This is a genomic window from Streptomyces sp. BK340 (genome assembly GCF_007827595.1).
Lineage (GTDB): Bacteria > Actinomycetota > Actinomycetes > Streptomycetales > Streptomycetaceae > Streptomyces.
Genome location: NZ_VISR01000023.1, coordinates 20,057 through 31,903 on the forward strand (window position 1 = coordinate 20,057; position 11,847 = coordinate 31,903).

The window sequence follows — 11,847 nt, forward strand, 5'->3', positions numbered from 1 at the left end:
GGCAGGTTCAGTGCAGGAGGCAGCGACCCTTGATGGCCGGCGACGACCCCCTCGACTGGGACACCACCGCCGCAGCCGGCGCCTACCGGGACCGTGACATGCGGCTGGCCGAGAGGCTGATCTTCCCGGCGGTGCTGCAGCGGCTCGGCCGCAGCCCGGGCCCGGACCGGCTCGTGCTGGACGTCGGCTGCGGCACCGGTGCGATCGCGGCGCAGCTCGCCGGCGGCGGCGAGTGGACGGTCCAGGCTCTCGACCCGTCGGCGTACATGCTGGACTTCGCCCGCGCCGACCGCCCGCACCCGCGCATCTCCTACCGGCTGTTCGACGGCCGCACCCTGCCCTGGCTCGCCGACAACAGCGTCGACGGCGCCGTGTGCGGCCTGGTGTACTGCACCGACCCCGACGACGACCGGCTGGCAGCCCTCACCGCCGAGATCCACCGTGTCCTGCGGCCCGGTGCCCCGTATCTGCTCGCCGACCTCAACCCCGCCGCGACCGGTGTGGGTTTCTCCACCCTGCGCCACGGCGAACCAGGAGCCGTGTACTGCGACGGCGACACCGTGCCCGCGCTGCTGCGGCTGCGCGACGGCACCCCGATGACCAGCGTCACCCACTACCGCTCCCTCGACCGCTACCGGTCCTTCCTGACCGGGGCCGGCTTCCCCTCCCCCACCGTGGACCTGCCCACACTCCGCGTCGAAGCACCCGCGGAGGACGACCCGGCGGAGACCAGGACCGCGCCGTACATGATCTTGACGACGCACGCCTGAGGAAGCGTGGCTGCGTGAGCGGCCCTCCCCGCGCCCCTCGCTGCGTGCGCGCACGCGGGCACGTGACGTGAGGGGCGGGGCACGGCGGTCGCTCAAGGATGATGGCGCGTTGGAGCCGCGGTTAGATGGGGCTATGGACCGGCGGCCCGGGCGTCTGCGGTCCTGGCAGGGGCTGCGCACCGTCTCCGGCCAGGTCTTCATCCTGCAGGTCTTCGTCATCGTGGTTCTGTGGGCGGCCGCCGTCGTCGCCCTGCTGCTGCAGTCCCGGACGGACGCCGAGCGCGAGGCCCGCAACCGCACGCTCTCGGTGGCCTCGGCCGTCGCCTCGTCCCCGTCGGTACGGCAGGCCCTGGAAGGCCCGAGCCCCACCGCCGCGCTCCAGCCGCAGGCCGAGGAGGTCCGCAAGCGCGCCGAGGTGGACTTCATCGTGGTGATGAGTCCGGAGGGCACTCGCTACACCCATCCGAATCCGGCACAGAGGATCAAGCAGGTGAGCAGGGCGGCGGACCGGCAGGTACCGCTCGTCCTGGTCCCGACCGGAGTGGTGCTCCTGGCGGCCACGGCCGGAACCGCGCTGATCAGCAGGCGGCTGCGCCGTCAGACACACGGTCTCGGCCCGGTGCGGATGACACGCATGTACGAGCACCACGACGCCGTCCTGCACGCGGTGCGCGAAGGCGTTCTGATCGTCGATCCGCAAGGCTGTCTGCTCCTGGCCAACGACGAGGCACGACGCCTGCTCGGGCTCGCGGCGGACGTGGAGGGCCGTCCCGTCAGGAGTCTGGGACTCGAGCCGGGCGCGGAGCGGCTGCTGCTGGCCGGTACCGCGACCACGGACCGGGTGATCAGGGTCGGCGACCGGCTGCTGGCGATCAGCCTGCGCCCCATGGGGCAGCAGCCCGGGCCAGGGGGCGCGGTCGCGACCCTGCGGGACACGACGGAGCTCAGCGCGCTGATGGGCCGCGTGGAGGACGTACAGGAACGGCTCAAGCTGCTGTACGACGCCGGCATCCGCATCGGCACGACGCTCAACGTGACCCGTACGGCCGAGGAACTGGCCGAACTGGCCGTGCCCAGGTTCGCCGACTACGTCACCGTCGACCTGGCCGACGCCGTGCTGCGCGGTGAGGAACCGACCCAGGCGAACATGGCGGAGCTGCGGCGTGTCGCCCTGTACGGCATCCGGGAGGACACCCCGCTGTATCCGCCCGGTCACCTCGTCCACTTCGACGCCTCCACGCCGCAGGCCTCCGGGTTCGGCTCCGGGCGGATGGTGCTGGAGGCCGACATGGGGGCGTTCTCCGGCTGGCAGGCACAGGCCCCCGACCGGGCTCGCCGGCTGGTGGCCCATGGCATTCACTCCATGATCGCGGCTCCGCTCCGGGCACGCGGGGTGATTCTCGGCGTGGCCACCTTCTGGCGTTCGAAGGAACCCGCGCCCTTCGGCCAGGAAGACCTCTCGGTGGCGGAGGAGCTGGTCGCCCGTGCCGCGGTGAGCATCGACAACGCCCGCCGTTTCACCCGGGAGCACGCCATGGCCGTCGCGCTGCAGCGCAGTCTGCTGCCGCACGCGCTTCCCGAGCACAGCGCCGTCGAGGTGGCCCATCGCTATCTGCCGGCCGAGGCGGGGCTCGGCGGCGTCGGCGGCGACTGGTTCGACGTCATCCCGCTGCCGGGAGCCCGCGTCGCGTTCGTGGTGGGCGACGTCGTCGGGCACGGTCTGCACGCCGCCGCCACGATGGGGCAACTGCGCACCGCCGTCCACAACTTCTCCACGCTCGACCTGCCGCCCGACGAGTTGCTCTGGTACCTGGACGAACTCGTCACCCGCATCGACCAGGACCGGGACGACGAGAACAGCGAAGCGCCGACGCTCACGGGTGCCACGTGCCTGTACGCGATCTACGACCCGGTGCCGGGTCTGTGCACGATGGCCAGAGCCGGCCACCTGGACCCGCTGATCGTGCACCCGGACGGCCGCGCGGACCTGGCCGGGGTACCGACCGGGCCGCCGCTGGGGCTGGGCGGGCTGCCCTACGAGAAGGCGGAGATACGCCTGCCCGCGGGCAGTGCCGTCGTGCTGTACACCAACGGGCTGATCGAGGAGCGGCAGCGTGACATCGACGAGGGGATCGAGCAGCTGCGCCGCGCCGTCGCACACGCGGGACGGACCCCGGAGGAGATGTGCCAGGCCGTGCTGGACACGCTGCTGCCGACGGCACCGCGCGACGACGTGGCTCTGCTGGTCGCTCGCACCCGGCTGCTCGACAGCGACCGTACCGCGGTCTGGGACGTTCCCTCCGATCCCGCGGCCGTCGCCGGCGTGCGCGCCCGCGCCGGCCGGCTGCTGCACACCTGGGGTCTGGACGAGGAGGCGTTCACCCTGGAACTCATCCTCAGCGAGCTGGTCACCAACGCGATCCGGCACGCGACCGGTCCGATCAGCGTGCGCCTGATCCGCGACCGCACCCTCATCTGCGAAGTGTCCGACGGGAGCAGCGTCTCCCCGCACCTGCGCCGGGCCACCACCATGGACGAGGGCGGCCGGGGCCTCTTCCTCGTGGCCCAGTTCGCCGACCGCTGGGGCACGCGGTACACGCCGGACGGCAAGGTCATCTGGACCGAACAGCAGCTGCCCGTAGAGCCCTGACGGCCTCCGCCGGTTCGGGCCGCTGCGCAGCGACTGCCAGGTCCCGAGCGCCTCGCGTGTCCGTCGGCGGCCGCCCGGGGTCGGTCTGTGAGTGCCGTCCTATGGTTCGGGTATGAGCAACTCCGCTGCGGCCGCTGTCCTCACAACCGCCGACCTGCCTGAAGCGATACGTGCGGTGCGTACGTTGCTCGGCATGGCGGACATCGATCAGGGAGAGGTCGACTTCGAAGCCGTGATCAGATCGCCGGATGTCCTGGCGCGAGTACGTCGCGTACTGCCCGACCTCGAATGGTGGGCGTCGGCCGGCAAGGAGCACGGCTCGTCGGAGGCCGGCGACAACCCGGCGGACTGCCTGCCGATCCGGGTGTTCGACTGGGGTCGGCCGCTGGACCGCGCCGAGCCCTTCATCGTCGCCCTGGGGCCGGATCCCGCTGCTGTGCGGTGGGATCTGAACGCATGGCCCGCGGTTCCCGAAGCGGGACTGGAGGCGATCTCGCAGAAGTACGCGTACCTCACGCTGACAGTGAATTGCCGGGACCTCTACCAGGACGAGCCGTCGCAGGACCACACCATCCACGTGCATGTCCGGGACCGGAACGGCGACCAGACCGCCCGCGTCCATTGGCTCGCAGATCAGGTGGGTGGCCGGTTCACCGGCAGGGTGGAGTTGGCGCCTCTGTGACCCCTCGGCGGACGGGCAGGACGTCCGTCTCCATCTGCCTCGGCCAGTCCGGCCCGGTCACATGACCGGCCGGACACGTCCTAGCGGACGGCCACCGCGGGCGGGCGTTCCCGAAGCGCGCCGTAGCCGATGAAGTACGCGGGCAGGCGCCGCATCCATCGTGATCCGGCGACCCGGCGGGCGAGGCGCTGGGCCCGCTCCGGGCTGCCGAGCGGTGGACGGCCCTGCAGGACGGGAGCGATGAGGAGGGCGTGGGCCGTGCGCTGGAGGGCCTGGGTGACGACCGTGGTCGGAAGGCGCCGGCGCTGCACACCGCGTACGTCGCGCAGTCCCACGGTCCCGTTGCGCAGCGGCTCGACCAGGTGGCGGGCGGCGGCAACGGCGTCCTGGACCGCGAGGTTGATCCCGATGCCGAAGACCGGGGACATCGCGTGCGCGGCGTCGCCGATGCACAGCAGCCCCGGACGGTGCCAGCGGCGCAGCCGGTCCAGGCGTACGTCCAGGAGCTTGACCTCGTCCCACGAGCGCAGGGCGTGCGAGCGGTCGGCGATCCACGGGACGGCCGCGGTGAACTGGGCCAGGAAGCGGTCCAGGCCCGCGGCACGGCGTTGTGCGTCGGTGCCCTTCGGAATGAGCCCGGCGCACTGCCAGTAGTCGCCGCGGTCGATCATCGCGGTCAGGAAGCGGTCCCCGGCGGCGCCGAAGAGTCCGCGCGGGTCGCCCTCCTGCCGTGGCAGGCGGAACCACCAGGCGTCCATCGGACAGGTGAAGCTGCGCAGTCCCAGCTCCGGCCGGGAGCGCGCCAGTGATCCACGGCCGTCACAGGCGACGGTCAGCGCAGCCCGCAACTCGCCGCCGCGGCCGTCGGCGGTGCGGTAGCGCACCCCGTTGACCCGTCCGGACTCGATGAGGAAGGACGTCGCCTCGGTGTTCATCCTCAGCCGGAAGGACGGCTCGCGCCGGGCCTCGTCCGCGAGCAGCTCCAACAGGTCCCACTGGGGCACCATCGCCACGTAGTTGTACGGTCCGCGCAGCACCGTGAGGTCGGCGACGGTGACCGTCGAGCGGCCGGCTCCGACCGGCAGCTGGACGGTGTTCACCCGGCGCTGCGGCAGCTGGGCGAAGCGTTCGGCCAGCCCCAGGTCGTCCAGGAGGGCCAGGGTGGAGGGGTGGACGGTGTCGCCGCGGAAGTCGCGCAGGAAGTCGCCGTGCTTCTCCAGGACCGTCACCTCGACACCGGCCCGGGCCAGCAGCAGGGCGAACACCATGCCTGCGGGGCCGCCCCCCACTACACAGCACGTGGTCTGTTCCATCGCGGTCCTGCCCTTCACGATCACGAGAGCAGTAATTCATCAGTCGATGAATACTATACCCCTCACCGCGACGGCCGACCGGGAAAAGGTGCGCGAAAAAGCGCCGCTCGGCGGCCGGAAAGCACTTGCTTCGAGCGCGCTCCAACGATCTAGCGTGACGGGCATGAGTAACGCCATCGAACAGATCCACAAGGTCCGGCTGGGCAACGGCGGCCCCCTCGTGGGCGTGCAGGGCTTCGGCGCCATGGGCATCAGCGACGCGTACGGCGAGACGGACGTCGCGGCAGCCCGCGACACCCTGGAGGCCACTCTCGAGGCGGGTGTCACCCTCATCGACACCGCCGACATGTACGGCTCCGGCGCCAACGAGGAGTTCCTCGCACCGTTCGTGGCCGCGCACCGCGACGAGATCACTCTGGCCACCAAGTTCGGCATCGAGCGCCGCGCCGACGACCCGCGCTACCGCGGTATCCGCAACGAGCCCGCCTACGTGAAGAGCGCGGTCGAGGCGAGCCTGCGCCGCCTGGGCGTCGAGGTCATCGACCTGTACTACATGCACCGGCGCGACCCCGCCGTGCCGCTCGCCGAGTCCGTCGGCGCCATGGCCGAACTGGTGCGGGAGGGCAAGGTCAAACACCTGGGCCTGAGCGAGGTCACCGGAGCCGAGCTGCGCGAGGCCCACGCCGTGCATCCCATCACCGCGCTGCAGTCGGAGTGGTCGGTCTTCAGCCGGGACGTCGAGCGCAGCGCGGTGGGCGCGGCCGCCGAACTGGGGGTCGCGTTCGTGCCGTACTCGCCGCTGGGCCGCGGCTTCCTGACAGGTGCCTTCGTCGACGCGGGCACGGAACTCTCCAGCAGCGACTTCCGCCAGTACCAGCCGCGCTTCACCGGCGACAACGCCAAGGCGAACGCCACCCTCCTGGAGCCCCTGCGCAAGATCGCGGCCGGCCACGGCGCCACCACGGCGCAGACCGCCCTCGCCTGGGTGCACCAGCGGGCCCAGGTGCACGGCCTGACCGTCGTACCGATCCCCGGGACCCGCAAGCGCAGCCGCCTCCTGGAGAACGCCGCGGCCACCCGCATCACGCTGACCGCCGACGAACTGGCGCTGCTGGAGCCGATCGCCGCCCAGGTGGCGGGCGACCGCTACCCGGACATGTCGTTCACCTCCGTGGGGCGGGAGGCCTAGGGTCCTTCGTTCCCGAGGGTCTCGGCCGCGATTGCGGGAGGGTCGGTCGCGGCCGGGGCCGGTGGCGGGGTTGAGGCGGACGTCGGTGTCCGACAAGATTTTTTAGCGGACCCTGGTACATGTCGCCACGTCCCCATACGGGTTGACCGGACAGGATGGAAGCCTGGCCGGCCTGGAGCGGGCTCATGGCTTCGCCGCCCCCGGCCAAGCCATCGGGGCGATGACTCCTCAGCATCCTCAGCACGAAGGAAATTGATGACTCTCCGCGAGATCAAACCCGGCAACCGTGGCTTCCTCTACGTCAACTCCCACCCCGAGGGCTGCGCCGCTGTCGTCGACGAGCTGTGGCGGCGCACCCCCGAACCCACCGGCCCGGCCGTCGACGCGGGGCCGGTCGCCCTGATCATCGGCTCCAGCGCCGGCTACGGCCTCGCCGCCACCGTCGCCGCGTTGCGCACCTACGGCATGCGCGGAATCGGCATCGCCTTCGAGGGGCCCGAGACCGAGCGCCGTACCGCCTCCGGCGGCTGGTACCGGACGGCACGCACCGCAGCACTCGCCGGACCGGACGGCGACTTCGCCTTCCTCAACGCAGACGCCTTCTCCGTCGCGGCCAAGGAGCGCGCGCTGGACCACCTCGCCGCCCGGTACGGCAAGGTCGACTACCTCATCTACAGCGTCGCCGCGCCCCGCCGCACCGACCCTGTCACCGGCGAGGTCCACCACTCGGTGATCAAGCCGCTGGGATCCGCCTACCGGGCCAAGACCCTGCAGTTCGACGGCGACACCCCCCTCGTCGGCTCCCTGGAACTCGAGCCCGCCGACGACGCCGAGCTCGACGCGACCGTGCGGGTCATGGGCGGCGCCGACTGGAAGCTGTGGATCGACGCACTGGCGGACCGTGGCCTCATCCAGGACGGCTTCCACACGGTGGCGCTCTCCTACGTGGGCTCCGACCTGACCGCACCGATCTACCGGGCCGGCACCATCGGCGCGGCCAAGCAGCACCTGGAGGACACCGCGCGCCGCCTCCAGCAGGACTTGGCCCCGCTCGGCGGACAGGCGCACACCGTGGTCGCCGGCGCGGCTGTCACCCAGGCCTCGACCGCCATCCCGTCCATCGCGCTCTACACCAGCCTTCTCCGCGCCGTCCTGGGTGACGACTTCCAGAGCACCGCGCAGCAGGCCGCCGCGCTCTGGCAGCAGCTCACCGGCGCGGCGCCGCTCCAGCTCGACCAGGAGCAGCGGATCCGTCTCGACGGCTGGGAGATGGACGACAAGGTCCAGGACGCCGTCCACGAACGCTGGGCCGCAGCGGCCACCGACACCCTGGCCGAACTCGCGGACACCGACTGGTTCCAGGCGCAGGTCGGCCGGCTCTACGGGTGGCACGTCCCCGGAACCGACTACGACGCCCCGGCCCAGACCACGGTTCCCTGGCCGGCCACGCGCTGAGCCCGCACGGGGTCGTCGGGACCCACGTGAGGAGAGCCGCGCGATGAGGTGCGGCCTGATCGGCGCGACGGCAAGTTCGTCCGTTCGCACGGTCAGGCTGCACCAATGCTCCCGGATGCTGCGGCGTTCTCACCGCTGTCGCCGCAATTCGCTTGTGCCGTAGGGCACTTGGCCCCGGAACGGGCGGAAGCCCGGTGGTCGGGCGGAGGCCTTGGCGGCGTCGCGCGCGGTGGGAATTCCACGGGAGCGGACGAGTACCGGCAGCATCGCCGCGCCTGCAGCCACGGCGGCGGCTTGCAGAACGGCCACGAACGCGAGGTTCTCCGGCAGCGACACATCAGCGGGACGCGCGAGCGCGACGTACAACGTGATCGGCAGCCGCCAGCCGCTCCACGCGAACAGCGAACCGGTACCGAGCCAGCCGAGTGACAAGGGGACCCACCGGGGCAGCCGGGCAGGCCGGCCGCGGCTGAGCATCCATGTGGCGGCGGAGGCGACGAGCGCCCACAGTCCCCACACGCCCGTCAGCAGCCGTCCGCCGGCTTCCTGGTGCGCGGGACGGGCCACACCGGCCGTGCCGCCGAGCGCCCAGTAGACCCAGACCGCGCCGATCACCGCCGCGACGGCGGCCGCCCACAGCGCGGGCCGTCGGCCGCGCCCGCCGTCGTCCCCGACCCGCCCCTCGAACACTTCCGGCCAACGCCGTCGAAGGTATGCGGGCAGGGCGAGTGCGAGGCCGAGGCCCATCCCCACGAAGCTGATCTGGATCAGCGCCGCTTCCCAACCCGGCATGGCAGGACCCGAGCCCTCGTGGCGCTGCGACGCGTCGCCGGACAGGCCGAGCAACGGGTCCAGTACTGCATACGGCAACAAGGGAACGAGGAACCCCGTGCCCACCCAGGCGACGAACGCCACCAGCGGTCCCGGTATCCGCATCCCCCAGGGCCGTACGAGGGCGAGGGCCACGGCCATCCCGATGGCCGCCATGCCGATGGTCACCGTGTTGAGCACGACCCACCCCGTCAGGTCGAACCCGTCTCCGATGGGCAGCAGCCCCGCCACCGACCCGACCACCCAGGAGATCTTGATCAATGCGTAGGGCGTCATCACCAGCGCCGCCCCGTACGCCGCCAGCCGACCCACCCGGTCCAAACGGTCCACCCGGTCCACCCGGTCCACCCGGTCCACCCGGTCCACCCGGTCCATCGAAGGTCCCCCCTCTTCTCCCCTTGGGAGATCCACCCTCGTCGGCAGCCCGACGCGCCGCGTCACGCGCAGGTCGTATCCCTCTCCCCCGTCCGGCGGACACCGTCCTCCAACCATGACCCGGCCTCCGGAACATGCCGCCAAGCGGAGTAATCACCGGTGTGCCGGGACGCCGCGCAGGACGCTGGACCTCTTGCAGGGGTCGTGCGATCAGGAGTCCGGTGTGCGAAGGCCGCGTAAGCCGAACCGTCAGGCAAGTCGTCCACCGGCACGGCACGCCTCCCGGGCCGGTCTGGCAGCTCCGACGGCCTGCGCGTGCGGGAGCGCCGGGTGAGGCTCGGGCGTACCCGGGGGGAACCTGAGGCCGACATCGCCGTACGGACCCAACTGCCGGCGCCTCCGGCGTGGATGCGCTGGCTTCCTGCGCTGTTCGTCGCGGCCCTTCTGCTGATCGAACCCATCACGCCGGTGGACTGGCCGGTGAGCTTCGCGCTGATCACCGTGCCGCTGCTGGCCGCCTTCACCCAGGGGCCGCGCGCGGTCGCCGCCATCACGCTCTTCGCGGTGCTCCTCGAAGGGGTCCTGGCCGGCACCCCTTGCTGTGCGGGCCGGTCCGTCGGCTACCTGTGGGACCGCCACTACGTGGCCTCCTACATCTGCACGATCCTGGTGGGCACGATCGCCACGGTCCTGGCCGCCCATCGGACCCGCCGTGAACGCACGCTCGCCGACGTGCGGTTCGTGGCCGAGATCGCGCAGCGCGTGCTGCTGCGACCGGTGCCGCACCGGATCGGCAACCTCCTCCTGGAGAGCCTCTACCTCTCCGCCGCCGCGGAGGCCCGGATCGGCGGCGACCTCTACGAGGCCGTCCCCACCCGGTACGGGGTCCGGCTGCTGATCGGCGACGTCCGCGGCAAGGGTCTGCTCGCGGTCGAGACCGCCGCGACCCTGCTGGGCGCGTTCCGCGAGTCGGCGCACGACGAACCCGATCTGCCCGCCCTGGCCCGCCGCGTGGAGATCAGCATGGGCCGCAGGGCGACGCTGCTCGGCGGAAGCGAGGTCGGCGAACGGTTCGTCACCGCGGTCTTCGCCGAGATCCCGGCCGACGGTCATCTGGTCCGCATCGTCAACTGCGGTCATCCGCCGCCGCTCCTCATCCGCTCCGACGAGGTGCGCGAACTGGACCGGGGACGGTCGGCTCCGCCGTTGAACCTCGGCGTGCTGGTCGGAGAGCCGTACAACGTCGACGTCTACGACTTCCGCCCCGGCGAGCAGCTCTTCCTCTACACGGACGGCATCACGGAGACCCGCGATCCGCACGGCGCCTTCTATCCCCTGTCCGAGCGTCTGCGCTCCTGGGGCCCCCTTCCGCCGCGGGAGCTTCTGGAACAGCTCCACCGCGACCTGACGGCCTACAGTCACGACCGCCTCCAGGACGACACCGCGGCACTCACCGCCTGCCTGCTCGCCGACCAGCCGGCCGCGCCGCCTCCACCGCCCGGCGGGGTGGAGGAAAGCGACGGGCCGCGGTGATGCCGACTGCGGTCCCCGCGGCGTGCGCGGCAGGACGCTCGGCGACGGCCACGGGCCCCTTCGGACACCGTGGTAGCGTCCCGTCGGAGGCTCTGACGTGCCTGCCCCGGACGAGATGTGCGCCGTACCCGGCCCGCCAAGACGACGCACGCGCGGAGGCATCGTGGATTCCGGCACGCACCTGATCGACTTCAGCAGCACCCCTCCCCGGGCACGTCCGCTGGACGTGCGGTGGATCCACGGGTCGCCCTCGGCCAAGCACAACACCGACCCGGACATCCAGGTCCACGCCTATGACGAGCACACGTTCATCCTGCGGCAGAACATGGCGGTGCACTACGAGGCGCCGTTCCTGTTCCTGCTCTGCGGCAACGAACGGGCCGTGCTGATCGACACCGGCGCCACCGGTTCCGCCGAGTTCTTCCCGCTGCGCCGGGTGGTCGACGGGCTTCTCGCGGACTGGCTCGCCCGGCACCCCCGCGACGGCTACCAGCTGCTGGTGCTGCACACCCACGGGCACGGTGACCACGTCGCCGGTGACGGCCAGTTCGCCGACCGCCCCGGCACCACGGTGGTGGGTGCCGACCGCCCCGACGCCTGGCGGTACTTCGGGTTCGACGTGGACCCGGACGCCGTCGCCGGCGTCGACCTGGGCGGCCGGGTGCTGGAGTGCCTGGCCACCCCGGGCCATCACGAGGCGGCCGTCACGTACTACGACCCGGCCACCGGCTTCCTGCTCACCGGCGACAGCGTGTACCCCGGACGGCTCTACATCGAGGACGTCCCCGCCTTCGCCCGCAGCGTCGACCGTCTGATCGAGTTCGCCGGCCGCCGGCCCGTCACCCATGTGCTCGGCTGTCACATCGAGATGACCGCCGAGCCGGGCGTGGACTACCCGGTCCGCACCACCTACCAGCCGGACGAGCCGCCGCTCCAGCTGACCCCGGCTCACCTCCGCTTGATCCGTGACGCGCTCACCGAACTCGGCGCCGACCGCACCTGGCGCGCCTACTCCGACTTCGTCCTGTGCCCCCGCGCCTGAGCCCGGC

Annotated in this window: 9 protein-coding genes and 1 riboswitch; of the genes, 7 read left to right on the forward strand and 2 right to left on the reverse strand. The window is 71.8% G+C overall.

Annotated elements, in window-relative coordinates; translation table 11 throughout:
* Nucleotides 1-32 precede the first annotated feature (32 nt).
* The 3 genes from FB157_RS32245 (at nucleotide 33) to FB157_RS32255 (ending at nucleotide 4,102) form a co-directional block, all read left to right on the forward strand.
* On the forward strand, nucleotides 33-770 hold the full coding sequence (locus tag FB157_RS32245) for a class I SAM-dependent methyltransferase (RefSeq protein ID WP_145884206.1): 738 nt from the start codon (nucleotides 33-35) through the stop codon (nucleotides 768-770).
* Between the two features lie 133 nt (nucleotides 771-903).
* Nucleotides 904-3,420, forward strand: a complete 2,517-nt coding sequence (locus FB157_RS32250; RefSeq protein ID WP_145884207.1) for a SpoIIE family protein phosphatase — start codon at nucleotides 904-906, stop codon at nucleotides 3,418-3,420.
* Nucleotides 3,421-3,532: 112 nt separating this feature from the next.
* The gene (locus FB157_RS32255) at nucleotides 3,533-4,102 is read left to right on the forward strand and encodes a hypothetical protein (RefSeq protein ID WP_145884208.1); all 570 of its coding nucleotides are present in this window, start codon (nucleotides 3,533-3,535) and stop codon (nucleotides 4,100-4,102) included.
* A gap of 80 nt (nucleotides 4,103-4,182) precedes the next feature.
* Here FB157_RS32255 and FB157_RS32260 read toward each other — a convergent pair whose 3' ends face one another.
* A complete protein-coding gene (locus FB157_RS32260; protein ID WP_145884209.1) occupies nucleotides 4,183-5,415 on the reverse strand; it encodes an FAD-dependent oxidoreductase in 1,233 nt (410 codons plus the stop codon).
* Between the two features lie 163 nt (nucleotides 5,416-5,578).
* On the opposite strand from FB157_RS32260, the gene FB157_RS32265 reads away from it, so the two are divergent.
* Nucleotides 5,579-6,604: an aldo/keto reductase gene (locus FB157_RS32265; protein WP_145884210.1), complete on the forward strand. Its 1,026-nt coding sequence runs from the start codon at nucleotides 5,579-5,581 to the stop codon at nucleotides 6,602-6,604.
* A 255-nt stretch (nucleotides 6,605-6,859) separates the two neighbouring features.
* Complete coding sequence (gene fabV, locus FB157_RS32270) at nucleotides 6,860-8,059, forward strand: enoyl-[acyl-carrier-protein] reductase FabV (RefSeq protein WP_145884211.1); 1,200 nt, start codon at nucleotides 6,860-6,862, stop codon at nucleotides 8,057-8,059.
* A gap of 129 nt (nucleotides 8,060-8,188) precedes the next feature.
* Here the strand turns inward: fabV and FB157_RS32275 are convergent, their stop codons facing one another.
* Entirely contained in the window at nucleotides 8,189-9,265 is a 1,077-nt protein-coding gene (locus FB157_RS32275; RefSeq protein ID WP_145884212.1) for a hypothetical protein, read from the reverse strand.
* 330 nt (nucleotides 9,266-9,595) lie between these two features.
* On the opposite strand from FB157_RS32275, the gene FB157_RS32280 reads away from it, so the two are divergent.
* On the forward strand, nucleotides 9,596-10,798 hold the full coding sequence (locus FB157_RS32280; protein ID WP_261386675.1) for a PP2C family protein-serine/threonine phosphatase: 1,203 nt from the start codon (nucleotides 9,596-9,598) through the stop codon (nucleotides 10,796-10,798).
* 83 nt (nucleotides 10,799-10,881) lie between these two features.
* Nucleotides 10,882-10,949, forward strand: a riboswitch (guanidine-III (ykkC-III) riboswitch).
* Nucleotides 10,950-10,961: 12 nt separating this feature from the next.
* Nucleotides 10,962-11,840, forward strand: a complete 879-nt coding sequence (locus FB157_RS32285) for an MBL fold metallo-hydrolase (protein ID WP_261386676.1) — start codon at nucleotides 10,962-10,964, stop codon at nucleotides 11,838-11,840.
* The last annotated feature ends 7 nt before the right edge of the window (nucleotides 11,841-11,847 follow it).

Coding starts and splice junctions, on each gene's coding strand:
- FB157_RS32245 (WP_145884206.1), top strand. CDS start 33: ATGGCCGGCGACGACCCCCTCGACTGGGACACCACCGCCGCAGCCGGC.
- FB157_RS32250 (WP_145884207.1), top strand. CDS start 904: ATGGACCGGCGGCCCGGGCGTCTGCGGTCCTGGCAGGGGCTGCGCACC.
- FB157_RS32265 (WP_145884210.1), top strand. CDS start 5,579: ATGAGTAACGCCATCGAACAGATCCACAAGGTCCGGCTGGGCAACGGC.
- FB157_RS32260 (WP_145884209.1), bottom strand. CDS start 5,415: ATGGAACAGACCACGTGCTGTGTAGTGGGGGGCGGCCCCGCAGGCATG.
- FB157_RS32255 (WP_145884208.1), top strand. CDS start 3,533: ATGAGCAACTCCGCTGCGGCCGCTGTCCTCACAACCGCCGACCTGCCT.
- fabV (WP_145884211.1), top strand. CDS start 6,860: ATGACTCTCCGCGAGATCAAACCCGGCAACCGTGGCTTCCTCTACGTC.
- FB157_RS32275 (WP_145884212.1), bottom strand. CDS start 9,265: ATGGACCGGGTGGACCGGGTGGACCGGGTGGACCGGGTGGACCGGGTG.